The 22,947-nt window shown below is 74.4% G+C and carries 21 protein-coding genes and 1 pseudogene; 11 read left to right on the top strand and 11 right to left on the bottom strand.

The features are described from left to right. The first annotated feature begins 10 nt into the window (after window positions 1-10). The 4 genes from aspA to ACZ7JA_RS19540 all read left to right on the top strand — a co-directional run bounded on the left by aspA (window position 11) and on the right by ACZ7JA_RS19540 (window position 5,296). Window positions 11-1,420, top strand: coding sequence for an aspartate ammonia-lyase (aspA, locus tag ACZ7JA_RS19525; RefSeq protein WP_470809413.1), 1,410 nt, complete (start codon window positions 11-13; stop codon window positions 1,418-1,420). 45 nt (window positions 1,421-1,465) lie between these two features. After that, window positions 1,466-2,404 (top strand): glutaminase, encoded by a 939-nt coding sequence (locus ACZ7JA_RS19530; RefSeq protein ID WP_351660832.1) that lies wholly within the window; start codon window positions 1,466-1,468, stop codon window positions 2,402-2,404. 109 nt (window positions 2,405-2,513) lie between these two features. Further along, window positions 2,514-3,908 (top strand): polyprenol phosphomannose-dependent alpha 1,6 mannosyltransferase MptB, encoded by a 1,395-nt coding sequence (gene mptB, locus ACZ7JA_RS19535; RefSeq protein ID WP_470809415.1) that lies wholly within the window; start codon window positions 2,514-2,516, stop codon window positions 3,906-3,908. Then, window positions 3,905-5,296 (top strand): glycosyltransferase family 87 protein, encoded by a 1,392-nt coding sequence (locus ACZ7JA_RS19540; protein WP_389297267.1) that lies wholly within the window; start codon window positions 3,905-3,907, stop codon window positions 5,294-5,296. The genes mptB and ACZ7JA_RS19540 overlap by 4 nt, the downstream gene beginning before the upstream one ends. Window positions 5,297-5,355: 59 nt before the next feature. Here ACZ7JA_RS19540 and ACZ7JA_RS19545 read toward each other — a convergent pair. Then, window positions 5,356-6,189, bottom strand: a pseudogene (locus tag ACZ7JA_RS19545) (D-alanyl-D-alanine carboxypeptidase family protein); the annotation flags it as partial. 129 nt (window positions 6,190-6,318) lie between these two features. Beyond that, window positions 6,319-7,467, bottom strand: coding sequence for a transcription termination factor Rho (gene rho, locus ACZ7JA_RS19550; protein WP_470809418.1), 1,149 nt, complete (start codon window positions 7,465-7,467; stop codon window positions 6,319-6,321). 389 nt (window positions 7,468-7,856) lie between these two features. On the opposite strand from rho, the gene ACZ7JA_RS19555 reads away from it, so the two are divergent. Further along, on the top strand, window positions 7,857-9,104 hold the full coding sequence (locus tag ACZ7JA_RS19555; RefSeq protein WP_351661246.1) for a cytochrome P450 family protein: 1,248 nt from the start codon (window positions 7,857-7,859) through the stop codon (window positions 9,102-9,104). A gap of 28 nt (window positions 9,105-9,132) precedes the next feature. Here ACZ7JA_RS19555 and ACZ7JA_RS19560 read toward each other — a convergent pair whose 3' ends face one another. Next, the gene (locus tag ACZ7JA_RS19560) at window positions 9,133-9,531 is read right to left on the bottom strand and encodes a nuclear transport factor 2 family protein (protein ID WP_470809420.1); all 399 of its coding nucleotides are present in this window, start codon (window positions 9,529-9,531) and stop codon (window positions 9,133-9,135) included. A gap of 70 nt (window positions 9,532-9,601) precedes the next feature. Here ACZ7JA_RS19560 and ACZ7JA_RS19565 point away from each other — a divergent pair, with 70 nt between their 5' ends. Further along, window positions 9,602-10,228, top strand: a complete 627-nt coding sequence (locus ACZ7JA_RS19565; protein WP_470809422.1) for a PadR family transcriptional regulator — start codon at window positions 9,602-9,604, stop codon at window positions 10,226-10,228. A 9-nt stretch (window positions 10,229-10,237) separates the two neighbouring features. After that, the gene (locus ACZ7JA_RS19570) at window positions 10,238-10,984 is read left to right on the top strand and encodes a class I SAM-dependent methyltransferase (protein WP_351660849.1); all 747 of its coding nucleotides are present in this window, start codon (window positions 10,238-10,240) and stop codon (window positions 10,982-10,984) included. Here ACZ7JA_RS19570 and ACZ7JA_RS19575 read toward each other — a convergent pair. From ACZ7JA_RS19575 to ACZ7JA_RS19605, 7 genes are all read right to left on the bottom strand, one after another. Next, window positions 10,954-11,697, bottom strand: a complete 744-nt coding sequence (locus tag ACZ7JA_RS19575) for a GntR family transcriptional regulator (protein ID WP_351660852.1) — start codon at window positions 11,695-11,697, stop codon at window positions 10,954-10,956. The genes ACZ7JA_RS19570 and ACZ7JA_RS19575 overlap by 31 nt on opposite strands. Before the next feature lie 128 nt (window positions 11,698-11,825). After that, window positions 11,826-12,992 carry a serine hydrolase domain-containing protein gene (locus tag ACZ7JA_RS19580; RefSeq protein WP_470809425.1) on the bottom strand — a complete coding sequence of 389 codons (1,167 nt, stop codon included), beginning with the start codon at window positions 12,990-12,992 and terminating at the stop codon, window positions 11,826-11,828. 139 nt (window positions 12,993-13,131) lie between these two features. Further along, complete coding sequence (locus ACZ7JA_RS19585; RefSeq protein WP_470809427.1) at window positions 13,132-14,100, bottom strand: acetylxylan esterase; 969 nt, start codon at window positions 14,098-14,100, stop codon at window positions 13,132-13,134. 209 nt (window positions 14,101-14,309) lie between these two features. Then, complete coding sequence (locus tag ACZ7JA_RS19590) at window positions 14,310-14,894, bottom strand: Rv1733c family protein (RefSeq protein ID WP_470809429.1); 585 nt, start codon at window positions 14,892-14,894, stop codon at window positions 14,310-14,312. Between the two features lie 201 nt (window positions 14,895-15,095). Then, window positions 15,096-15,776, bottom strand: a complete 681-nt coding sequence (locus tag ACZ7JA_RS19595; RefSeq protein ID WP_389297954.1) for a ferredoxin reductase — start codon at window positions 15,774-15,776, stop codon at window positions 15,096-15,098. A gap of 79 nt (window positions 15,777-15,855) precedes the next feature. Continuing rightward, window positions 15,856-16,461 (bottom strand): sulfite oxidase-like oxidoreductase, encoded by a 606-nt coding sequence (locus ACZ7JA_RS19600; protein WP_389297279.1) that lies wholly within the window; start codon window positions 16,459-16,461, stop codon window positions 15,856-15,858. Continuing rightward, the gene (locus ACZ7JA_RS19605) at window positions 16,458-16,910 is read right to left on the bottom strand and encodes a MarR family winged helix-turn-helix transcriptional regulator (protein WP_389297955.1); all 453 of its coding nucleotides are present in this window, start codon (window positions 16,908-16,910) and stop codon (window positions 16,458-16,460) included. Before ACZ7JA_RS19605 ends, ACZ7JA_RS19600 begins: the two co-directional genes overlap by 4 nt. A gap of 133 nt (window positions 16,911-17,043) precedes the next feature. Here ACZ7JA_RS19605 and ACZ7JA_RS19610 point away from each other — a divergent pair, with 133 nt between their 5' ends. After that, the gene (locus tag ACZ7JA_RS19610) at window positions 17,044-18,114 is read left to right on the top strand and encodes a hypothetical protein (protein WP_470809431.1); all 1,071 of its coding nucleotides are present in this window, start codon (window positions 17,044-17,046) and stop codon (window positions 18,112-18,114) included. A gap of 244 nt (window positions 18,115-18,358) precedes the next feature. Continuing rightward, on the top strand, window positions 18,359-19,156 hold the full coding sequence (locus ACZ7JA_RS19615; RefSeq protein WP_351660872.1) for a putative protein N(5)-glutamine methyltransferase: 798 nt from the start codon (window positions 18,359-18,361) through the stop codon (window positions 19,154-19,156). 6 nt (window positions 19,157-19,162) lie between these two features. On the opposite strand, the gene ACZ7JA_RS19620 is transcribed toward ACZ7JA_RS19615, so the two are convergent. Then, window positions 19,163-21,241 (bottom strand): SpoIIE family protein phosphatase, encoded by a 2,079-nt coding sequence (locus tag ACZ7JA_RS19620; RefSeq protein ID WP_389297281.1) that lies wholly within the window; start codon window positions 21,239-21,241, stop codon window positions 19,163-19,165. A 296-nt stretch (window positions 21,242-21,537) separates the two neighbouring features. On the opposite strand from ACZ7JA_RS19620, the gene ACZ7JA_RS19625 reads away from it, so the two are divergent. Together ACZ7JA_RS19625 and ACZ7JA_RS19630 are read left to right on the top strand one after the other, a co-directional pair. Then, window positions 21,538-22,425 (top strand): hypothetical protein, encoded by an 888-nt coding sequence (locus ACZ7JA_RS19625; protein ID WP_351660877.1) that lies wholly within the window; start codon window positions 21,538-21,540, stop codon window positions 22,423-22,425. Between the two features lie 119 nt (window positions 22,426-22,544). Continuing rightward, window positions 22,545-22,916 carry a hypothetical protein gene (locus ACZ7JA_RS19630; protein ID WP_389297284.1) on the top strand — a complete coding sequence of 124 codons (372 nt, stop codon included), beginning with the start codon at window positions 22,545-22,547 and terminating at the stop codon, window positions 22,914-22,916. Window positions 22,917-22,947 lie beyond the last annotated feature (31 nt).

The raw sequence follows: 22,947 nt of genomic DNA on the forward strand, positions 1-22,947 counted from the left end.
CCGCACCCCGATGACCGCCGCCACCCGAAGCGAGCACGACCTGCTCGGCGACCGCGACGTACCCGCCGACGCGTACTGGGGCATCCACACCCTGCGCGCGACGGAGAACTTCCCCATCACCGGCACCCCGATCTCCGCCTACCCGCACCTGATCGACGCCCTGGCCGCCGTCAAGGAGGCCGCCGCCCTCGCCAACGAGGAACTCGGGCTGCTGGAGCCCCGGAAGGCGGCCGCGATCGTCGCCGCCTGCCGGGAGATACGCGCGGGCGCCCTGCACGACCAGTTTGTCGTGGACGTCATCCAGGGCGGCGCCGGCACGTCCACCAACATGAACGCCAACGAGGTCGTGGCCAACCGCGCGCTCGAACTGCTCGGCCACCGCAGGGGCGAGTACGCGCACCTGCACCCCAACGAGGACGTCAACCTCGGCCAGTCCACCAACGACGTCTACCCCACCGCCGTCAAGATCGCGACGGTGTTCGCGGTGCGCGGCCTGCTCAAGGCCATGGCCGTCCTCCAGGACGCCTTCGCGGGCAAGGCCCTCGAGTTCCGCGACGTCCTGAAGATGGGCCGCACCCAGCTCCAGGACGCCGTGCCGATGACCCTCGGCCAGGAGTTCTCGGCGTTCGCGGTGATGCTCGACGAGGACCGCAGCCGGCTCGCCGAGGCCGTGGAGCTGATCCACGAGATCAACCTCGGCGCCACCGCCATCGGCACCGGTCTCAACGCCCCGGCCGGATACGCCGAGGCCGCGCGCCGGCACCTCGCAGCCATCACCGGACTGCCCCTGGTCACCGCGGCCAACCTGGTCGAGGCCACCCAGGACTGCGGCGCCTTCGTGCAGATGTCCGGCGTGCTGAAGCGGATCGCGGTCAAGCTCTCCAAGAGCTGCAACGACCTGCGCCTGCTGTCCTCCGGACCCCGCGCGGGCCTCGCCGAGATCAACCTGCCGCCGGTGCAGGCCGGTTCGTCGATCATGCCGGGCAAGGTCAACCCGGTCATCCCGGAGGTCGTCAACCAGGTCGCCTTCGAGGTCATCGGCAACGACGTCGCCATCACCATGGCCGCCGAGGCGGGACAGCTCCAGCTCAACGCGTTCGAACCGCTCATCCTGCACTCCCTGTCGGAGAGCATCACCCACCTGCGCAGCGCCTGCCTGACGCTCACCGAGCGGTGCGTCACCGGCATCACCGCCAACACCGAGCGGCTGCGGGCCGCCGTGGAGAACTCCATCGGGCTGGTCACCGCGCTCAACCCGTACATCGGCTACACGGCCGCCACCGACATCGCCAAGGAAGCCCTCGCCACCGGGCGGGGCGTGGCCGAACTGGTGCTGGAGAAGGGCCTGTTGCCCGCCGACCGGCTGGCCGGACTGCTGCGCCCCGAGATCGTCGCGGGCAGCGGGGCCCCCGCCGCCTGACCCGCGCGGGCCCGTACGAGGCGCCCGGACCGGCCCGGAGGCACAATGGCGATCATGACAGCGACGTCGTCCCCCGCCTTCCTGCCGGTCCTGGAACGCATCGCCCAGGAGCTGGGCCGCACGCCCGGCCGGGGGCGCCCCGCCGACTACATCCCGGCGCTCGCGGCCTGCGACCCGCGCAGCTTCGGCATGGCCGTCGCCGAACTGGACGGCACGGTGTACGGGGTGGGGGAGTGGCGGCAGCCGTTCTCCACGCAGTCCATCACCAAGGTGTTCACCCTCGCCCTGGACCTGGCCCGCGAGGGCGACGAACTCTGGGAGCACGTGGGCCGCGAGCCCTCCGGCAACCCGTTCAACTCCCTGGTGCAACTGGAGTACGAGAACGGCATCCCGCGCAACCCGTTCATCAACGCGGGCGCGCTGGTCGTCACCGACCGCCTGCAGACCCGCACCGGCGACGCCTCCGGCGAACTGCTCGCCTTCCTGCGCACCGAGAGCGGCAACCCCGGCCTGGACTTCGATCTGGAGGTCGCCGCCTCCGAGACCGCGCACGGCGACCGCAACGCGGCCCTCGCCCACTTCATGGCGTCGTACCACAACATCGACAACGACGTACCGGTGCTGCTCGACCAGTACTTCCGGCAGTGCTCCGTCGCCGCCTCCTGCGCCGACCTCGCGCTCGCCACCGGATTCCTGGCCCGGCACGGCATCCGCGCCGACGGCACCCGGCTGCTCAGCCGCAGCCAGGCCAAGCAGGTCAACGCGGTCATGCTGACCTGCGGGACGTACGACGCGGCCGGCGACTTCGCCTACCGGGTCGGGCTGCCCGGCAAGAGCGGCGTCGGCGGCGGGATCATCGCGGTGGTCCCGGGCCGCTGCACCCTGTGCGTGTGGAGCCCCGGTCTCGACGAGCGCGGCAACTCGGTGGCGGGCGTGGCGGCCCTGGACCGGTTCACCACGCTCACCGGCCTCTCGGTGTTCTGAGCGGGGCCGGCCGCGCCGCGCACACGCCGGTCACGTGCGGGCCGCCCGCCGGTGTGGGAAGCGTCGTCTTCCGGCCACCCGGCACTGCCACGCTGACCCGGTGCCGGTCATGTCCTTCCCCCTCGACCTCCGCCGCTGCCGGCTGCTCGGACTGGCCGGCACCGCCTTCCTCGCGCTGGGCGGCCGGACGGCGGGCGCCCTGCCGGTGCGGGACCTGCTCGCCCCCGCCTCCGCACGCGCCGCGCTCGGCCTGGTCGGGGTCTACTGCGGCGTCGTGCTGCTCACCGCGGCCTGGGCGCTGCTCGGGCGTCTGGTGCGGGGCCCGCAGCCCCCTGGCGAGCGCTCCCTGCTGCTCGTCCTCGCCGTCTGGGTGGCCCCGCTGCTGCTCGCGCCCCCGCTCTTCAGCCGGGATGTCTACAGCTATCTCGCGCAGGGCGCCATGGTCGACGCCCACCTGGACGTGTACGCCCATGGCCCGGCCCGGCTCGGCGGCCCGCTGGCCGACGAGGTGGCCCCGGTGTGGCAGCACACGGCCGCCCCCTACGGCCCCGCCTTCCTCGCCCTGGCCTCCGCGCTGTCCGCCCTGACCCGCGGCGAGCTGCCCGCCGGGCTGCTCGGCATGCGCCTGGCCGCCGTGCTCGGCGTGGCCCTCATGGCCGCCGCGCTGCCCCGGCTGGCCCGGCACAGCGGCGCCGATCCGGCCGCCGCGCTGTGGCTCGGCGTCCTGAACCCGCTGGTCCTGCTGCACCTGGTCGCGGGCGCCCACAACGACGCGCTCATGCTCGGCCTGCTCGGACTCGGTCTGGTCGCGGCCCTCGGCCGGTGGCCGCTCCTCGGCACGGTGCTCATCACCCTGGCCGCCCTGGTGAAGGCGCCCGCCGCGCTCGGCCTGCCCGCGGCGCTCGTCCTCCAGCTCCATGCCGGCCGCGGCCCGCTGCGCGCCACGGTGACCACAGCGGCCGGCGCCGCGGCGACCACGGTCCTCGCCACCGCCGTCGCCGGCACGGGGTACGGCTGGATCGGCGCTCTGGACACCCCCGTCTCCTCGCGCAACTGGGCCCTGACCAGCCTGCTCGGCCGGGCCACCGGCGCCCTGCTCGAACACCTCGGCAGCGGTCTGGCCCCGCTGGCCGTGCCCGCCTGGCACCTGGCGGGCCTGGTGGCCACCGCCGTCGCCGTGACGCTGATCTGGCTCCGGCTGCGGCCGCTGCCGGTGTACGCACTCGGACTGAGCCTGCTCGCGGTCGCCGTGCTGGGCCCGGCGATCCGGCCCTGGTACGTGCTGTGGGGCCTGTTCCTGATAGCGGCGGCCGCGCCCAGCACCTCCGTGCGGCGCCGGGTGGCCGCCCTGGCCGGTGCGCTGGCGCTCGCCGTGCTGCCGAGCGGTGGCCCGCCCGGCCCAGGCCAGGTCGCCCTCGCGGTCTGCGGCGGGGCGCTGGGCCTGGTCGTGCTCGGCCAGGCCCGGCTGGCGGTCCGGGCGCCGGCGACGGGACGCACGGCATGACGGGCCCGTCGCTGCCGCGCACCGGCCGCGGCCGCCTGCTGCTCGTGGTGGCCCTGGCCGCCGCGGTCACCGCGTTCACGGCGACCGTGCCGCTGCTGCGGGACTTCTTCGACCTGCGGGTCTACTACGGGACCGTGCACACGTGGGTGGGGCACGGCGGCCGGATCTACGACTACCGGGTACCGGGGACGTCGTACGGCTTCACCTATCCGCCGTTCGCCGCGCTGCTGATGCTGCCCCTGGCCGCGATGGGCCGGCACACGGCGATCGCCGCCTCCCTGCTGGTGAACCTGGCCGCGCTCGCGGTGGTCCTGGGCGTCGTGGCCGGGCCCGGTCCGCGGCGGCACGGCTGGTTCCGCTGGTCGCTGGCGCTGTGCCTGCTCGCGCTGTTCGAGCCGCTGCGGGACACCTTCAGCTTCGGGCAGGTGAACCTGGCGCTGCTGGCCCTGGTGCTCGGCGACGCCTGGCTGCTGCGGACCGGCCGCGGCCGCTGGGCCGGCGCCGGGATCGGGCTGGCCGCCGCGGTGAAGCTCACGCCCGCCCTGTTCATCGCCCTGCTGCTGCTCGCCCGGCGGTGGCGGGCGGCCGCGGTGGCGGGCTGCGTGGCACTGGCGGCGACCGGACTCGCCGCCTGGGCGGACCCGGGCGCGTCCCGGTTCTACTGGACCGGGGCGCTGTGGGACACAAGCCGCGTCGGACGGCTCGGCTACGTCTCCAACCAGTCGCTGCAGGGCGTCCTGGCCCGCCTCGGCGAGCCGGACCGCGCCCTGTGGGCCGGTGCGGTGCTGCTGGTGCTGGGCGGGTGGGCGTGGCGCGCCCGGCGGGCGGTGGCGGCCGGCGACTGGCCGGCGGCCTTCGCGCTCACCGGCGCCGCGGCCTGCCTGGTCAGCCCCGTCACCTGGGTGCACCACCTGGTGTGGCTGCTGCCGTCCCTCGTGGTGCTGGCGCGCGCCGGGCGCCCGCGGCTCGCGGCCGCCCTGTACGCGGTGCTGTGCACCAGCGTGGTGTGGCTCTGGGTCGGGGACGCCTCCGGCCTCGGCGGGTTCCTCGGCTCCAACGCCTACACGTGGGTCACGCTCGGACTGCTGCTGGGCCTGCCGGCCGGTCAGCCCCGGGCGTCCCGCGCGTTCTTGGCCCGCAGCGCCAGCGCCAACGCGGCCGCGCCGAGCCCGGTGAAGCCCACGACGGCCGCGGTGGGCGACCAGTCCGAGTCCTCCTCCGGCGCCGGGGCGGGCGTCGCCGCCGCGGGCGCCGCGGCCGCGGCCGCCGTGCCTCCGGGGCGCAGCGCGTCCAGCGACCCCACCGGGTCCACCCGTCCGGCCGAGGCGAAGCCCCAGTCGAGCAGTTGGCGGGCCTCCTCGTACACCGCCAAGCCGCCGCCCTCCTGAGGGTTCATCACGGTCACCACGAGGGTGCGGCCGTCCCGCCGCGCCGCGGCGACGAGGGTGTTGCCCGCGTTGCTGGTGTAGCCGTTCTTGATCCCGATCAGCCCGGGGTACGGGGCCACGCCGTCCTCGCCGGTCAGCAGCCGGTTGGTGTTCTCGATCTCGTACGGCCATCCGTCGCCCGGGAACTGGGACCGGGCGGTGGAGCAGTAGCGGGCGAAGTCGGGGTTGCGCAGCCCGGCCCGGCCGAAGACGGCCAGGTCGTACGCCGACGACACCTGGCCGTCGGCGTCGTAGCCGTCGGGGGAGACGACATGGGTGTCCAGGGCGCCCAGCGAGCGCGCCTTGGCCTGCATCTTCCTGGCCGTGGCCTGCCAGCCGCCGTCCAGCGAGGCGAGCACGTGCACGGCGTCGTTGCCCGAGCTGAGGAAGACCCCGCGCCACAGGTCGGCCACCTGGTAGCTGTGCCCCTCCTCGACGCCGACCAGGCTGCTGCCCTCGCCGACGTCCTCCAGCTCCCGGTAGTCGACGGTGTGCCGCATGGTGGAGGGCAGGCCGGGCAGCACGGTGAGCGCGAACAGGGTCTTCATGGTGCTCGCGGGCGGCAGCTCGCGGTGCGCGTCGGCGGCGGCCAGCACCTCGCCGCTGTCGGCGTCGGCGACCAGCCAGGACAGCGCGGTGACGTCCGGGACCTCGGGGGCGCCCCGGCGGAGCCTGACCTGCGTGCCGGAACGCTGGAGCAGGGACGGCTTCGGCACCGACGCGTGCGGCCCGGGCGGTGCGGGATCCCCCGCACGGTGGGCGGTGGAGGCGGCGGCCGGTGCGAGGGCGAGGGTGCCCGCCACACACAGGGAGCAAGCCGTGACGGCGACCCGACGAGAGAATCCGGTGATCATAAGATCAACGTAGGAAGCCGGGGCGGGTCCGGCGCGCTGTCCGGGCCGGACGGCCTACCGGAGCAACCCGGATGTAGCACCGGAGGGCGCCGCGCGGCGGCCGGCGGCGGCGCGGGCGGCCGGGCGCCGTCAGCCGCCGGGCAGGGTCGGCTGGACGCGGCGCAGGAACGTGGCGTTGTCCGGGGTCTCGCGCATGCGCCCGAGCAGCGTCTCCAGGGCGGCCGGTGCGCCCTCGCGGGAGCGCAGGGCCCGGCGCAGGCCCCGGGTGGCCGCCAACTCGGCCGGAGTGAGCAGCAGTTCCTCGCGGCGGGTGCCGCTAGCGTCGATGTCCACGGCCGGGAAGACCCGGCGGGCGGCGGGCTCCCGGTCCAGCCGGAGCTCCATGTTGCCGGTGCCCTTCAGCTCCTCGAAGAAGTAGCCGTCGGCGCGCGAGCCGGTGTCCACCAGGACGGTGGCGAGAATGGTGAGGGAGCCGCCCTCCTCGGCCTGCCGGGCGGCGCCGAAGAACCGCTTGGGGCCGAGCAGCGCGCCCGCGTCGACACCGCCGCTCAGGGTGCGGCCGCCGACGGCGGAGGCGTTGTTGTGGGCCCGGCACAGCCGGGTCAGCGAGTCCAGCAGGACGACGACGTCCTCACCGGCCTCCACCAGCCGCTTGGCCCGTTCCACGACCAGGTCGGCCAGGGCGATGTGCTCCCTGGCCGAGCGGTCGAAGGTGGAGGCGTACACCTCGCCGCGCACCGAGCGGCGCATCTCGGTGACCTCCTCGGGCCGCTCGTCCAGCAGCAGCACCATCAGCCGGCAGTCCGGGTGGTTGCCGGCGACGGCCGCGGCGAGCTGCTGCAACAGCACGGTCTTGCCGCTCTTCGGCGGGGCCACGATCAGCCCGCGCTGTCCCTTGCCTACCGGCGCGAGCAGGTCGGTGACGCGCCCGGCCAGGCCGGACGCCTGGTGCTCCAGGCGCAGCCGCTCATGGGGGTGCAGCGGGGTGAGCTGGTGGAAGTGCCGGCGGTCGCGGCGTTCACCGGGAGCGTGCCCGTCGACCAGCGTGACGCCGGTCAGGCCGCGCTGCGGCGTGCTCTCGCCCTGCACGAGGTCGCCCTTGCGCAGGCCGTGACGGCGGATCAGCGCGGGGGCGACCTGGGGGTCTGCGGGGGAGGGCAGCAGGTGCGCGGCCCTCAGGTGCCCCTTGCCGCGCGCGTCGATGTCCAGGACACCGGTGACGGGCCGGGCGGCCGGGGGCCGCTGTGCGACAGGGGGGTGTTCGAGTGTGGTGGTCATGGAAGGTCCTTTCACGGACGGAAGGCGAGGAGGAAGGGGGAGGGACCGCGAGCGGGAGGCGGCGCACAGGCGCCTCCGGGCGGTGGGAACGGCACCTCGGGCACGGCACGGAAGGCCTGTTCGCGAGGCTTTGCCTGGAGGTCACGCGCCGGAGCCGGAGACCGGCGAGCCGATCGGCGCGAGAAGGAGAACTGGCACCGGCGTCCGCGGAGGGACGTGCACAGGTGCTGTTCGGCACAGTACCACCCGTCGGAGCGGTATGTCCGTACCCCGTGCAACACGCCGCCGCCGCGGAACATTCCCCGTGGTGCGAAACCCCGGGTGGAACGGCCCGCGTGAGCCTACGATCGGCGGCGTCGCCCTCGTCGTACGACCGTCAGGAGCTGCCGGTGGAGACCACGCCCGCGCTGCCGCCGCACCGGCTCGACCCCGCCGGCGGCTGCCCGCACGCCGACAACGCGCGCCTCCTGGCCCGCGGTGCGGTCACCCCGGTCGAACTGCCCGGCGGCATCGGGGGCGCGGCCGTCCTCGGGCACGAGGCGCTCCGTGAGTTCCTGCAGCATCCCGACGTGGCCAAGAACGCGCGCCACTTCACGGCGCTGCGCGAGGGCCTGATAGCCGAGGGCTGGCCGCTGCGCACCTTCGCGACCGTCCCGGGCATGACGACCGCGGACGGCGAGGACCACCGGCGGCTGCGCTCCCTGGTCAGTCGCGCATTTACTCCCCGGCGCACCGAGGAACTGCGGCCAAGGGTCGAGGAGTTGACCGAGTCGCTGCTGGACGGGCTGGCGGCGGCCGCAGTGGCCGGCGGGGGCGTCGCGGATCTGCGCCGGCACTTCGCGCTCCCGCTGCCCCTGGGCGTCATCTGCGAACTCCTCGGCGTGGAGGCCGGGTTCCGGGACCGGCTGCACCACCTCAGCAGCCGGATCGTGGCCACCGACACCGAACCCGCCGCGGCCGTCGCCGCCAACCGCGAACTCCTCGCCGTGCTCGGCGAGATCGCCGCCGCGAAGGCCGCCGCCCCGGGGGACGACCTGACCAGCGCCCTCATCGCGGCCCGCGACGAGGACGGCGACCGGCTCGGCCGGCCCGAGCTGATCGGCACGCTCCTGCTGATGATCGTCGCCGGCCACGAGACCACGCTCAACCTGATCACCAACGCCGTACGCGCCCTGTGCGGCCACCGCGACCAGCTCGACCTGGTGCGCGCGGGCGGCGCGAGCTGGGCCGACGTCGTGGAGGAGACCCTGCGCTGGGACGCCCCGGTCAGCTACTTCCCGTTCCGCTACCCGGTGCGCGACCTCACCGTGGACGGCACGCCGATCCCGGCCGGCACCCCCGTCCTGGCGGGTTACTCCGCCGCCGGCCGCGACCGGGCGGCGCACGGCCCGGACGCCGACCGCTTCGACGTCACCCGGCCCGCCCGTCCCGACGCCGTACGCCATCTCTCCCTCGGGCACGGCGCCCACTACTGCCTGGGCGCCCCGCTGGCCCGCCTGGAGGCGACCGTCGCCCTGGAACGGCTGTTCACCCGCTTCCCCGGACTCGAACTCGCCGTCCCCGAGGCGGAACTGGCTCCGCACGCCGGCTTCGTCGGCAACAGCGTGCGCGCCCTGCCGGTGCGCCCGGCGCCCTGAGACGGGGCACCGCCGGGCCCCGGTCCGCTCACGCGGACCGTTCCGCCGCCTCCCGCGCGATCGAGTCGAACCGGCCGCCCATGGCCGCGGCGAGCGCCTGGGCCCCCGACAGCGGGCGCACCATCACCGTCAGCTCGTCGATCAGCCCGTCGTCGTCCAGGTGGATGAAGTCGCAGCCGGTCAGCTCCCGGTCGCCCACCCGTGCCCGGAAGACCAGCGCGTGGTCGCGGCCGTCGGCGCCGGAGAGTTCCCGCTCGTACCGGAAGTCCTCGAAGACCTCGCAGACCCCGCGCAGGATCGCCGCCGTGATCGGCTTGCCCGGGTACGGCTTGAAGACGACCGGGCTGGTGAAGACGACGTCATCGGCCAGCAGCGCCTCGACGGCGTCCAAGTCGCCCGCCTCGACCGCCTCGCGGAACGCGCGCATCGGATCACCTCATAGTCAACTATTTGAATAGGTGCGGATGAGGGTAATCACCTGCTGCTAGCGTGTCCACATGTCGCTCAAGTACGCCGTCCTGGCCGCCCTGCTGGAGGGGGAGGCCTCGGGCTACGAGCTGTCGAAGGTGTTCGACGTCTCGCTCGCGAACTTCTGGCCCGCCACCCCGCAGCAGCTCTACCGGGAGCTGGAGCGCCTCGCGCAGGACGGACTGGTCGAGGCCCGGACGGTGCCGCAGGAACGCCGGCCCACCAAGCGGATGTTCACCCTGACGGAGGCCGGCCGGAGCCGGCTGCGCGCCTTCGCCGGCGAACCGCCGAAACGCCCCACGGCCGTCCGCGACGAACTCCTCATCAAGATCCAGGCCATGGACGGCGGCGACCCCGCGGTGGCCCGGGCGCTCGTCGAGGAGCGCGGGGGCTGGGCCCGCGGCAAACTCGACCGCTACGAGCGGGTGCGCGCCCGCCTCCTGGACGGGCGCACCGAGGAGGAGTACCTGAGCACGGCCGACCGGATCGGCCCGTATCTGACCCTCATGGCGGGCATCGCCTTCGAGCAGGAGAACCTGCGCTGGTGCGAGCGCGTGCTGCGGATCCTCGATGGGCGAGGGGCCTCGCCGTCGGGCGGCGGGCACGCCGAGGCGCCGTCGCCGAACGGCCGCCCGTACGAGGACGGCAGGGCCTAGGCTGAGACGATGTTCAGCCCCGAAGGCCCCAGCGTGCGCGAGCTCGCCGTACAGGCGCTGTCGTCCGTCGAGCACGGTTACGACCTGCTGGCCCCGAAGTTCGACCACACCCCCTTCCGTACGCCCCGCTCGGTGCTGGAGTCCGTCGCCAAGGCGCTGGGGCCGCTCGGGCCCTTCGAGGACGGCCTGGACCTGTGCTGCGGCACCGGAGCCGGGACGGAACTGCTGGCGGGACTGTGCGGCCGGAGCGTCACCGGCGTCGACTTCAGCGCCGGCATGCTCGACGTCGCCCGCCGCCGCGCGCCGTCCGGCGGCCCGGACGTCGCCTGGGTGCGCGGCGACGCCCGGGCCCTGCCGTTCGGGCCCGCCTTCGACCTGGTGGTCAGCTTCGGCGCGTTCGGCCACTTCCTGCCCCGCGAACTGCCGGGGCTGTTCACCCAGGTCCGCTCCGTGCTGCGGCCGGGCGGCAGCTTCGCCTTCCCGCTCTTCGCCCCGCCCCGCCCCGCCGGCCCCGCGTTCTGGACCCTGCTCGCCTTCGACACGGCCATGCGGGTCCGCAACGCCCTGTGGCGGCCGCCGTTCGTCATGTACTACCGGACCTTCCGGTTCGGCGACGTCGTCGGCGGGCTGACCCGCTCCGGCTTCGAGGTCGGACTGCGGCCGCTGCCCGAGTTCGGGCGGCGCGACGACGGCAGCCCCCGGGCCCGCCTCCTCGTGGCCCGGGCTCAGCCGGCCGCCGGCAGGGTGAACTCGTAGACCAGCGCGTCCCGTTCGGAGTCGACCACCAGGTCGGTGATCTCCAGGGGGCGCGCGTACTGGTCGTGCACCCGCCGCGTGACACGGACCGACGAGGCGTCGCCGACCTGGGTGATGGAGTCCCGGTGGTGCAGGGTGAGCCCGGCCTTGCGCATCCAGTCGTAGGCCCGGCGCAGCTGCGCCGGGGTGGCCCCGTCCGCCCGTTCGCGGTACCGGCCCAGCTCCGCGACCTCGCTCAGCGCCACCGCGGAGAACGTTGTCACCGCTGTGCGCAGCGAGCGGCCGTCGGGCGCGGCCGAGCGGTAGCGGTGCACCAGCGTGGGCCGGTGCGGGGCCAGCCCGAGCGCCCGCGCGTGCTCCGGCGACGGCGCCTCCCAGGTCACCGTCGCCCGGTCCACGGCGCACGGGTCCGCCGGCCGGGCGCCGACCGGGAAGGTGAGCGAGACCGGGTCCTCCACCGGACGGCCGGGCAGCGTGGCGTGGCTGCCCCGCCGGTCGGTGGCGACCAGACCGCCGCGCCGCAGCACCTCAAGCGCCTGCCGTACGGTCTCCCGGCTGACACCGAAGTGCCGGGCCAGGTGCCGCTCGCTGGGCAGCCGGTCGCCGGGCGGCACGGTGCCGTCGTGCAGTTCGTCGAGAAGCTGCGACGCGACCCGCCAGTACAGGGGCCGGTCGTCGGTCTGCTGGGGGTCGAGCGGGGTGGTGCGGGCCATGCCGCGCCTCCTGTGGTGACAAGACGTAGCCGAACGGGCTCATTGCGCGACCACATCTAGCATTGGTCTAAACCACAAGGGAAGAGCGGTCCGGTGGTTCGGCCGAAACACGTCCGCGCGACCCGGCCTCACAGGGCGCTGTAAACCGCTTCCACCAGGGCCGTCTTCCGCGGATCGTCCGCGATGTGCGGCCCCATCCGGTTCATCGCGTACCCGAGCGAGACCTCCGCCTCCGGGTCCGCGAGCCCGCAGGAGCCCCCGAAGCCGTCGTGTCCGAAAGCCCGCGGGTTCGGTCCGTACGAGCCGTGCGGGCCGCTCAGCCACAACCCGAGCCCGATCTCCGTCTCGCCCTCGAGCCCCGCGCCCAGCACCAGGTCGCGGCAGGCGCCCTGGCCCTCGCGCACCCGCTCCACGGCCTCCGGTGACAGGATCCGCCGGTCGCCGTAGGAGCCCCGGCCGGCGAAGACGCCGTACAGGGCGGCGACCGAGCGCGCGGTGCCGTGCCCGTTGGCCGCCGGTATCTCCGCCGCCCGCCACGCGGCCGTGTTCGCCTGTGCGGCGCCCACCGGCGGGTTGGCGAGGGCGGCGATCGCGGCCGGCGGCAACTGGCCGAAAGCGGCGGCTCGTTCCGCGTCGTCCCGGGACCGCGCGTGCACCAGCTCGGCCGCCCGGCCGGTCTCTTTCTCCGGCAGGCCGATCGTGAAGTCCAGCCCGAGCGGCCCGGTCACCTCCTCCTCCAGGAACGCCCCGGGGCGCAGCCCGGACACCCGCCGGATCACCTCGCCGACGAGGAAGCCCCAGGTCAGCGCGTGGTATCCGGACCGGGTGCCCGGCTCCCACCAGGGCTCGGTGGCCGCCAGCCGCGCGGTCGTCAGCTCCCAGTCGTAGAGCTCCTCGACGGAGTGCGGCTCCCGCAGGCCGGACAGCCCGGCGCGGTGCGACAGCAGATCCCGTACGCGTACGTCGTCCTTGCCCGCCGCCGCGAATTCCGGCCAGTACGCGGCCACCGGCCGGTCGAAGTCGAGCAGGCCCCGGTCCGCGAGCAGATGCGCGCACAGGGCCACCGGCCCCTTGGTCGTGGACCACACGTTGACCAGCGTGTCCCGCTCCCAGGGCCGGGTGCGTGCCGCGTCGGCCCAGCCGCCCCACAGGTCGACCACCGACTCGCCGCCGACGGTCACCGCCACGGCGGCGCCCAGCTCGCCGCGGTCCCGGAAGTTCTCCTCGAACGCCTCCCGCACCGCGGTGAAGCGCGGATCGCAGTGGCCCTGAACATGTGCCTCGTGCGCGGACATCCAGCCTCCGTCGTCGCCGGGAACCCGGGCGGCGGCAGCACGGCCCGGGGCGCCTCCGAACGTACCGACTGGTCGGACTGGTGTGAAGAAGGCGGCCGGAACCCGGCCCGCCCGGGCGCGGCCCCGCCCCGCCTTCCGGTCAGGCGTACGCGCGCAGCCAGCGCAGCTTGCGCTCCTCCTGGAACGGGCCGCCGCCCTCGTGGTCGTTGAAGTCGTACACCTCGACCGCCTTGTCCCGGTGCGCCCACGCGTTGAAGGCCGCGAACACGGTCGACGGCGGGCACGTCCGGTCCTCCAGGGCGGCCGAGAAGAGCGCCGGGGCCCGGCCGCGGGCCGCGAAGTGCACGCCGTCGAAGTAGGAGAGCGTGCGCAGCGCTTCCTCCGCGCGCCCGCGGTGGGTCTTGAGGAACAGGCCGATCTCGCGGTACGGGTGACGGTCCGTCAGGGTCGTCGCGCGCGGGAAGTCGCACAGGAACGGCACGTCGGGGGCGACCGCCACCAGGTCGGGAAGCAGTCCGCCGACGGCGAGGGAGATGCCACCGCCCTGGCTCTCCCCGGTCACCACGGTCCGCGCCGCGTCGGCGAGCGGATGCGACCGGGCCGCCTCCACGGCGCGCACGGCGTCCGTGAACACCCGGCGGTAGTAGTAGTTCTCGGGCGCGTCGATGCCCCGCGTCATGTACCCGGGGAAGGCGGGCGCTGCCCCCACCGGGTCCGCAGTGCCGCCACCGCCGCCCCAGGCGCTGCCCTGGCCCCGCGTGTCCATCACGAAGTGGGCGCGGCCCGTGGACGCCCACAGCAGGTCCTCGTGCGCCAGCCCGCGCCCGCCGCCGTAACCGATGAACTCCACGACCAGCGGCAGCGGTTCCGACGCGCCGGCGGGCAGTCTGAGCCAGCCCTTGACCGGGTGGCCCCCGAAACCGGCGAACGTCACGTCGTACACCCGGACCGTGGACAGCCCGGAGTCCACCGGCTCGAACCGGGCGGCCAGCTCGTGCTCGCGGGCCTCCTGGAGGGTCTTGTCCCAGAAGGCGTCGAAGTCCGCCGGCGCGGTGGAGACGCCGCGATATGCGCGGAGTTCGTCGAGGGGGAGGTCGAACAGGGCCATCGGGAACCGCCTTCGGGGACGAGGGGACTGCGTCGGCTCACGGTACGTGCGCGGCCAAAGGTCCCGCCAGGTACGTGGGAGCCGGTTTCCGTCCGGCGCCGGGACATGCGGCCGTACCGCTGTTCACCGCGGTGAAAGCGGTTGCCGTACCGGCCTGTCGAAAGCGGGCCGGAAGGTCCGGCGGTCCGACGGCGGGTTCGCCCGCCCGGTCAGGTCAGCGGCTGGGTCCACCTCGGACCGGTGCGCGCCCACTCCCGCTCCCACTCGTCCATCCGGTGGCGCAGCGCCGCCCGGCGCTGCACGGCGTACCCCAGGAGGATGACGGCCGCCGAGCCGCCCGCCGCGCACAGGCCCACCATGACCGTGTGCCGCCAGACCGCCACGTCGTTCGGCGGCGGGGCGACGGCGCGGCCCCGGGCGTCGAACCACACGGTCACCAGGTCGCCCGACCGGCTCCCGGCGGGCACGCGGGCCACGGCGGTGCGCGTTCCGGCGCCCGGCTCGGTCCAGCGGACCTTGGCCTGATGGGGGTGTGCGCGGTCGCCCCGCACGGGGCCCGGCCGCGCGGACTCGTCGCCGGTCACCGTGGCCCGCACCTGGTGCCGCTCGGCCCGCAGCGCCGTGGCGCGCGACCGGGCCTGGTCATGGGCGTGGAGACCGGCGGCCGTCCCCGCCAGCGGTGTGACGACGAACAGCAGGACGGCGGCCACCAGGACCGCCCAGGCCTCCATGACATCCGACCGGCGCCGCAGCGGATTGCGCCGCCAGCGCCAGCCGCGCACCCGGGTACGCATGCCCACCTCCTCGCCGCAGCCGGAGGACGGCCGGGCCGGGGCACCTGCCCGGGCCGTCTCCGTCGCCTCGCACGAAGCGACCGCACCCGTCTGGTACCCCGTACGGCGCGCCTCGCGCACGCCGTCCGACCGCGAGTTCCAGCCCTCCTGGGAGCCCGGCGTACGACGCGCGTCCCGCTACGGCGCGAGCGGCCGGCGGGCTCAGCCGAAGCGCTCGATGCGGATCCGCTCGACCGGCTGCCCCGCCGCGACCAGCAGGCGCGAGGCGTGCTCGGCGAACCCGTTGGAGCCGCACACATAGGCCTCCCAGCCACCCGGAGGCTGCTCGGCCAGGAGCGGCGCCACATGTGCGGCTGCCATACGACCCACCGGCGTCCCCGCGGGTGCGCTCCGTGTGAACACGGTCGTCGTCTCCGCGCCCAGCTCCCCGGCGTAGATCAGCTCCTCCGGGCTGCGCGCCGACACCAGCATCCGCAGCGGCACGCCGAGGCCGAGGGCCCGGTGGTGCCGGACCATCGACATCAGCGGCACGACGCCGGAACCGGCTCCGAGCAGCAGCGCGGGCCGGTCGCCCGGCCAGGCGAAGAAGCCGCTCAGCGGGCCGCGCAGCTCGACCGTGTCACCGGGCCGGGCCGTGGTGTGGAACCAGCCCGAGACCTCGCCGTCCCGCACGTGGTCCAGGGTCAGCTCGATGTGGCCCGAGTCGTCGGGCGCGGACGCGATCGAGTAGTGGCGCTGGGCCACGTAGCCGTCCGGCGCGGTCAGCCGCAGCATCAGGTGCTGGCCGGGCAGATGCCCTGCCCACTCGGGCACCGCGAACCGGAAGGTGGCCGCGTGCGGGGTCTCGCGGCGGATCTCGGTCAGGGTGGCGGTCTGCCACATTGCGGCCGCCTGCTCGCTGACGGCGATGCGCCCGGGCACGGCGAACCGCGTCGCGGGAACGCGGGCCGAGGTCACTGTCTCAGTCACCGGAGTACCGCTGCTCCTCCCAGGGGTTGCCCCGCTCGTGGTAGCCGTTCGCCTCCCAGAAACCGGGCTCGTCGTGGTCGAGGAGCGTGATGCCCGCGATCCACTTGGCGCTCTTCCAGAAGTACAGGTGCGGCACCAGCAGCCGCGCCGGGCCGCCGTGCTCGGGCGCGAGCGGCCGGCCGTCGAAGTCCCAGGCGATCCAGGCCCGGCCGCCGGTCAGGTCGGCGAGCGGCAGGTTCGTGGAGTAGCCGGTGTGCGAGTAGGCCACCGCGTGGGTGGCGGCCGCGGCCGGCCGCACCACGTCGAGGAACGCGTCCAGCGAGACGCCCCCGAAGCGCACCCCGAACTTCGACCAGCCGGTCACGCAGTGGATGTCACCCTCGTACGCCGCCGCGGGCAGCGCCCGGGCCTGCTCCCAGTCCCAGGTGTGCGGCCGCTCCACCAGCCCGTCGATGCGGAAGGACCAGTCGGCGGGGGCGATATCCGGGGTGACCTCGGCGGACAGGACGGGCCACTCGTCGCGCGCGTCGTACTGCCCCGGCGGCAGTCCGGGATCGGTGACGCGGGGACGCCCCGTGAAGCCTCGGGTGACGTTCATGGTTTCCACCGTACGCTGTCCTCGCGGGTGCTCCGCCCCAGGTCAGGCCCGTCGGGGCCGGTGGCCGGGCCGGGTTCCGCGTTGTACCGCTCCAGGTACCGGGCGAAACGGACCAGGTCGTCCTCCGGCCATGCGGCGAGCCGCTCCCGGAAGGCGGCCCGGCGGCTGCGCGTGACCTGGGCGAGGATCGCCCGGCCGGCCTCCGTCAGGTCCAGCACCTGGACGCGGTGGTCCTCCGGGTCGGTGCGGCGCTCGACGAGACCGGCCCGCTCCAGCGCGGTCACCTGACGGCTGACCGTCGACTTGTCCAGGGCGTAGTGCGCGGCCAGGTCGGTGGCCCGGCAGCCGCCGCTCTCCTCCAGGTGCCCGAGCAGCGTGTACGAGACGAGGGACAGCTCGGGGTGCATGCGCCCCGCCGAGGCCCGGGCCCGGCGGGCGAAGATCGTCATCTCTCGCTGGATGGTCTCGACGGCCGTCTCGGCTGCTGCTGTCACGGACTACCTCCTCGGGCGTTCTAGTTGTATAGTACAACTTGAACGGAAGTTGTATAAGCCAACCATCGGATTTCGGAGGCCGCCCACGATGAGGTCGCCGGCGCTGCGCCATGTGCTCACCCACCTGATCACCCCGCTCCTGATGTGCCTGGGCATGGGGCTCGCCTACATGGGCGCCTTCGTCACGCCGGAGCCGAACCACCTGCCCGTCGCCGTCGTCGGCACCGGTCCCGGGACGAAGGTGTTCGCCCAGACCGTCAAGGACACCGCGGGGGACCGGCTCGACGTCCGCACGGTGGCCACCCGCACCGACGCCGTCCGCCTGCTCCGGTCCCGGGACGTCACCGGCGCCTACGTACCGGCCGCGAGGACTCCGGAGCTGCTGGTCGCCACCGCCGCGTCCGACATGGGCGCGACGGCCGCCGAGAAGGTGTTCACCCCGGTCGCCGCGGAGCGGGGCGCGCCGCTGAAGGTGACCGACGTGGCCGCCCCGGTCGCCGACGACCCCACCGGGCAGGGCCTGTTCTTCCTGCTCATCGCGGTCAGCATCGGCTCCTACGCCTCGGTCGCCGCCCTGGGCGCGGCGGGCGCCGCCCTTCCCATGCGGGTACGGGCGCTGCTGGCGGCCGGCGTCTCCGCGGTGGTCGCCGGCATCGGCGCCCTGCTCGCGGGACCGGTGTTCCACCTCGCCCACCACGACCTCGCAGGCGTCTGGGGGCTGGCGTGGCTCTACTCGGCGGGCATCCTGCTCATCGGCGTCGGACTGCACACCTTTCTCAGGCGGTGGACCACGCTGACCATGATGGTGCTGTTCGTGATGCTCAACTTCACGAGCTCGGGCGGTTTGTTCGGGCCCGAGCTCCAGAACGGCTTCTTCGGCGCCCTGCACTCCTTCTGGAACGGCGCCGGCTTCGTGGAAGGCGTCCGCGGCCTCCTCTACTTCGGCGGCGACGGCCTCGGCCGCACCGTGTGGACCCTGCTGGTCTGGCTCCTCGCCGGCCTCGCGGTGACCGCGATCGCCGCCGCCTTCGAACACTCCCGGACCCCCGCGGCCGCGACCACGCCCCCCGCGAACGCGCCCTCGAAGGGGGCCGAGCGCGTCCCGGACCGGGAGACCGAGGCGGCCGAGGAAGAGGTGGAGGAGAGCGTGGGCGTGTGAACGGCGCGCGGCGCGGGCCGGGCCGGTGCGCGGTCCCCTTCTTCCGGGCTCCGAGTGCCGCACCGCGAGCCGGGGCGCTGGGGTAAGGTGACCGTCCGGTCGCGGAGTGTCCGCGGCCGGACGGCCGTTGAGGAGGTGGGACCCATCACCGCTGTGTCAGCCCGGGTGCTCCCGCCTCGCGACGGCTCGCTCTGAGCACGAGAGCGCCCCTGGGCTCCGGTTCTCCGAAAGGCTCTCGGCCCGCATGTCCTCCGTGCCCTCCCTGCCCCCGCTCTCCGCCTCCGCCGTCGTCTCCGCGTTGCGTGCCGCCGGGTGCGTCTTCGCCGAGGACGAAGCGGAGTTGATCCTCGGCACCGCCCGCACCCCCGCCGAACTGGCCTCGATGGTGGACCGGCGGACCGCCGGCCTGCCGCTCGAACAGGTCCTCGGCTGGGCGCTGTTCCACGGTCTGCGCATCGCCGTGGAACCGGGTGTCTTCGTGCCGCGCCGCCGTACCGAGTTCCTGGTCGACCAGGCCCTGGCGCAGGCCCCGGACGCCACGGTCGTGGTCGACCTGTGCTGCGGCTCCGGTGCGCTCGGCGCGGCCCTGGCCGACGCGCTCGGCCCCGTCGAGGTGCACGCCGCCGACATCGACCCCGCCGCCGTACGCTGCGCCCGCCGCAACCTCGCCCCGTACGAGGGCCGGTCCCATGTGGGCGACCTGTTCGACGCGCTGCCGCCGGCGCTGCGGGGCCGGATCGGCATCCTCACCGCCAACGTGCCCTACGTACCGAGCGCGGAGGTGCCGCTCCTCCCAGCGGAGGCCCGCGACCACGAGCCGCCGGCCGCGCTCGACGGCGGCGCGGACGGACTCGACGTCCTGCGCCGGGTCGCCGCCGGCGCCCCGGGCTGGCTGGCTCCCGGCGGCGTAGTGCTGGCCGAGACCAGCGAGCGCCAGGCTCCGGCGGCACTGCGGGCCTTCACCGACGCCGGCCTGACGGCCCGTACGGCGGCGTCGGAGGAGCTGTACGCCCATGTGGTGATCGGCGTCCGGGAACGCTGACGCGTCCTACGGCAGCTCTAGCGCCCGGGCGATGAGCAGCGCCACGTCGTCGTGGTTGTCCGGGTGGTGCAGCGTGCGCAGCAGCAGGTCGCAGGCCTCCTCCAGCGGGCGGGCCGGGTCGTCCAGCAGGGACAGCAGGAAGTCCAGGCGCTCGTCCAGCGAATGGCGGCGGGTCTCGACCAGACCGTCGGTGTAGAACACCAGCAGGTCGCCCGGCTCGAAGTCGACGGTGACGGTCGAGAACTCCACCCCGCCCACCCCCAGCGGCACCCCGGTGGGCAGGTCGAGCAGCTCCGGCGGGCGGCCCGGCCGGACCCGGGCCGGAGGCAGGTGTCCGGCGTTGGCGATCCGGCACCGGCGCAGCCGCGGATCGTGGACGGCGTAGACGCAGGTGGCGATGGAGTGGTCCAGGGCGGAGGTCGTCTTGTCCAGGTGCTCCAGCAGCACCGCCGGGTCGAGGCCGAGCGCGGCCAGCGTGGTCGTCGCGGTGCGCAGCCGGCCCATGGTCGCGGCCGCGCTGATGCCGCTGCCCATCACGTCGCCCACCACGAGCGCGGTACTGCCGCCGTCCAGCGGGATCACGTCGAACCAGTCGCCGCCGACCTCGCTGGTGGCGCCCGCCGGCTGGTACCGGGAGGCCACCTCCAGGCCGGTCGTCACCGGCGGCCGGCCCGGCAGCAGGCTGCGCTGCAGGGTGAGCGCGGTGTTGCGGGCGTCCTGGTACCAGCGGGCGTTGTCGATGTGCACGGCGGCGCGGGCCGCCAGCTCCCGGGCCAGCAGGACGTCGTCCTCGTCGAAGGGCGCCGGATTGCGGGTCCGCTTGAGGTCGAGAGCGCCGAGCACTTCGCCGCGCGCGATGAGCGGCACGGCCAGGTAGGAGTGCAGACCCGCCCGGCCCAGCAGGGCGGCCGCCTCCGGCGAGCGGGCGATCCGCGGCAGGTCCTCGTCCTTCACCCGCGGCACCAGCACCACCTCGCCCGTGCGCACGCACTGCGTGACCAGGCGGTCCGGTCCGTAGCGGGCGACCTGGCCGGGCGGGTCGGCGGCGCACACCCCGTCGGAGCTGTCCGCCGGGCGCACCGCGAGGGCCCGGATCACCGCACCCTCCGCGGGACCCAGCGTGCTGGGCCGTCCCTCCACCACCGCGTCCAGCAGATCCACGGCGGCGATGTCGGCCAGCGCAGGCACCGAGACGTCGGCCAGCTCGCAGGCGGTGCGCTCCAGCTCCAGTGTGGTGCCGATGCGGACGGAGGCGTCGGCGATGATCGCGAGCCGGCGCCGCGCCGTCTCCGCCTCCTGCGAGGCCCGGTGCTGCTCGGTGATGTCGACCAGTGAGACGGCGACCCCGAGCACGTTGCCCGTCGCGTCCTCGAGGCGGTACAGCGACTGCGACCAGGTGCGGTCCCGGTCCGGGTCGGCCTGGGTCCGGCCGACCAGGGGCGCGTCGATGACCGGGACGCCGGTCTCCAGGACCCGGCGGGTCGCGGCCTCCAGGGCGCCGGTGTCCAGCAGCGGCAGCACGTCGCGCAGTCTGCGTCCCATGTGCTCCTCGGCCGGCACGCCGTTGTTCCGGGCCAGAGCGGGGTTGACGGTGACGAACCGCAGCTCGGTGTCGAGCACGGCGAGCCCGATCGGCGACTGCTGCACCATCCGCTCGGACAGTGCCACGTCCTGCTCCAGGCGCCGTACGGTCGACTGGTCGGCGGCGAGCCCCAGCGCGTACACGTCCCCCCGGTCGTCCAGCAGCCGCATGTTGCGGAACTCCACCAGGCGGGTGCTGCCGTCCTTGCGGCGGATCGGGAAGCCGCCGGCCCAGCTCTGGCCGGTGCGCATCACGTCGGCGAACAGCTTGCCCACGAGCTGGATGTGCCGCTCGTCGACCATCAGCCGGGCGGCGTACTGGCCGAGGGCCTCCCGCGCCGAGTAGCCGAACAGCTCCTCGGCCTGCGGGCTCCACAGCACGATGCGGCCGCTGTCGTCCAGCACCACCGACGCCACGCGCAGCACGTCGAGCAGTCCGCCGGCGCGCACCGGTCCGCGCACCGGCTCGTTGCCGTCCGTCACCGGAGCCCCGGCTGCACTCATGCCCCGCACCGCCTTCGCCCGATCGCACGGCACGCACTCCCCAGTGCCGACTGCCCTTGTTCTACCGCGCTCACTCCCGACTCTCCGCGCCGTCGCACCTATCTCCACCATCTCTCAACCGGGCGGCGGACGTACGCCGCGGGCGCCGGCCGCGGCCCGCGGGGCCGCGCGGGACGGTGCCCGCGGCCGGGAGAGTTCACGCCCATGTTGCTCCACTGGCCTGTACATGACCACTCCATCGGGCCAGACTGTCCGCCGACCGAGTGCACCCACCCCCCTCCTCTGAGGAGCCGGCCATGCCCGCGTCCCCCTCCGCCAGGCAACGTTGTCACGCTGTCCTCACCGGACTCGTCGTCCTGGCGACCGCCGCAGTCGTGTCCCTCGCCGCACCCGCCCCGGCCCACGCCGCCGAGACCTGGACCGAGACCGGCTCCGACCGGGCCGATCCGCTGACCGAGAGCCAGGGGCTGACCTCGGTGGAGGTCCCGGCGAACAGCCCCAACCGGTACACCGGCATCGGCACCATCCCGATCGGGGTCTCCAGCCGCGGCTGGAACCACGTGGGCGACCCCGACGCCTCGTACGACGGCCACTACATCGAGCCCTACCAGCGCGACTCGGGCAGCTCGAAGATGTACCGCGTGCAGGCCCCGGGCGGCGGCTGGTCGGAGTACGTCCACGCGCTGAGCCCCGGCGAGGCCCTGAACAACTCCTGGGCGGCCGTCTCGCCCGACGGCCAGTGGATGCTGTCGGGGGAGTGGGGCACCATGAACCGCCTGCTCGTCTTCCCCACCCCCGGGGTCAATCCGGCCACCTCGCCCTCCGCGAACCTGCCGAAGGTCTCCGACGTCGACCTCGACCACGCCGTGCGCGACGTCCAGGGCTGCGACTTCTCCGGTCCCACCACCCTGCTGTGCTCCTCCGACGACCCGGACGGCTCCCTCTTCGGCATCACCAAGCCGCTGCTGCGGATCGACCTGTCCGCGGCGCCCAACGGCACGGCGGACGTCACCGGCCATGTCACCGCCCTGCGCCGGCTGCCGCTGCGCAGCTCCTGCTCCGGGGCCTTCGAGGCGGAGGGCGTCGACTACGACCGCCGTACCGGGGTGCTGCGCGTCATCGTCGTGTCGCCCGGCTTCTGCGTCCTCACGGACAGCAAGACGTACAAGTTCACCCGCGGCTGAGGCGTACGGCCCCTTCCTCCGCTGAGGTGTGCTCGCCGGTCCGCGGTGCTTTGCTGAGGATGGACGCGGTCCGGCGGGGTACCCCGTTCCACCGCAGCGCGGCCAGGAAAGGAGCGGTCATGGAGAACACGGACCAGTCGCACCAGGAGACCGTCTCGGTGGAGATCAGCGGCTCCAAGGAGGACGCCCGCCTCGTATTCGAAGCCCTGAACAGTTGCTTCGCGTCGGACCGGGCGCCGGAGGAGATTCCGAGGCAGCTCGACGATGTCCGTCCGATGGTGTGGCTCGGCACGTACGACGTCGCGGACGCCCGCGGTTCCGGATGTGCGCCCGTCCACCTCGACTCGTCCATCCTCGCGGACGTCCAGGGCAGCTACTGGGCCGTGGACCGGTTCCGCGCGACGCTGGACTCCATGTTCACCGTCGAGGAGACCTGCACCGCCTCCGGCGACCAGGAGCGGGACCTGCACCTGCGGCTGGAGAGCCGCTGACGGGGCCCCGCGGGGCCGGAGAGCGGAACGC

The organism is Streptomyces sp. NPDC038135, from assembly GCF_055601245.1.

Bases quoted from the DNA above. Each gene is read 5' to 3' on its own strand.
- aspA (WP_470809413.1), top strand. From the start codon at position 11: ATGACCGCCGCCACCCGAAGCGAGCACGACCTGCTCGGCGACCGCGAC.
- ACZ7JA_RS19530 (WP_351660832.1), top strand. From the start codon at position 1,466: ATGGCGATCATGACAGCGACGTCGTCCCCCGCCTTCCTGCCGGTCCTG.
- mptB (WP_470809415.1), top strand. From the start codon at position 2,514: ATGTCCTTCCCCCTCGACCTCCGCCGCTGCCGGCTGCTCGGACTGGCC.
- ACZ7JA_RS19540 (WP_389297267.1), top strand. From the start codon at position 3,905: ATGACGGGCCCGTCGCTGCCGCGCACCGGCCGCGGCCGCCTGCTGCTC.
- rho (WP_470809418.1), bottom strand. From the start codon at position 7,467: ATGACCACCACACTCGAACACCCCCCTGTCGCACAGCGGCCCCCGGCC.
- ACZ7JA_RS19560 (WP_470809420.1), bottom strand. From the start codon at position 9,531: ATGCGCGCGTTCCGCGAGGCGGTCGAGGCGGGCGACTTGGACGCCGTC.
- ACZ7JA_RS19565 (WP_470809422.1), top strand. From the start codon at position 9,602: ATGTCGCTCAAGTACGCCGTCCTGGCCGCCCTGCTGGAGGGGGAGGCC.
- ACZ7JA_RS19570 (WP_351660849.1), top strand. From the start codon at position 10,238: ATGTTCAGCCCCGAAGGCCCCAGCGTGCGCGAGCTCGCCGTACAGGCG.
- ACZ7JA_RS19575 (WP_351660852.1), bottom strand. From the start codon at position 11,697: ATGGCCCGCACCACCCCGCTCGACCCCCAGCAGACCGACGACCGGCCC.
- ACZ7JA_RS19580 (WP_470809425.1), bottom strand. From the start codon at position 12,992: ATGTCCGCGCACGAGGCACATGTTCAGGGCCACTGCGATCCGCGCTTC.
- ACZ7JA_RS19585 (WP_470809427.1), bottom strand. From the start codon at position 14,100: ATGGCCCTGTTCGACCTCCCCCTCGACGAACTCCGCGCATATCGCGGC.
- ACZ7JA_RS19590 (WP_470809429.1), bottom strand. From the start codon at position 14,894: ATGCGTACCCGGGTGCGCGGCTGGCGCTGGCGGCGCAATCCGCTGCGG.
- ACZ7JA_RS19595 (WP_389297954.1), bottom strand. From the start codon at position 15,776: ATGTGGCAGACCGCCACCCTGACCGAGATCCGCCGCGAGACCCCGCAC.
- ACZ7JA_RS19600 (WP_389297279.1), bottom strand. From the start codon at position 16,461: ATGAACGTCACCCGAGGCTTCACGGGGCGTCCCCGCGTCACCGATCCC.
- ACZ7JA_RS19605 (WP_389297955.1), bottom strand. From the start codon at position 16,910: ATGACGATCTTCGCCCGCCGGGCCCGGGCCTCGGCGGGGCGCATGCAC.
- ACZ7JA_RS19610 (WP_470809431.1), top strand. From the start codon at position 17,044: ATGAGGTCGCCGGCGCTGCGCCATGTGCTCACCCACCTGATCACCCCG.
- ACZ7JA_RS19615 (WP_351660872.1), top strand. From the start codon at position 18,359: ATGTCCTCCGTGCCCTCCCTGCCCCCGCTCTCCGCCTCCGCCGTCGTC.
- ACZ7JA_RS19620 (WP_389297281.1), bottom strand. From the start codon at position 21,241: ATGAGTGCAGCCGGGGCTCCGGTGACGGACGGCAACGAGCCGGTGCGC.
- ACZ7JA_RS19625 (WP_351660877.1), top strand. From the start codon at position 21,538: ATGCCCGCGTCCCCCTCCGCCAGGCAACGTTGTCACGCTGTCCTCACC.
- ACZ7JA_RS19630 (WP_389297284.1), top strand. From the start codon at position 22,545: ATGGAGAACACGGACCAGTCGCACCAGGAGACCGTCTCGGTGGAGATC.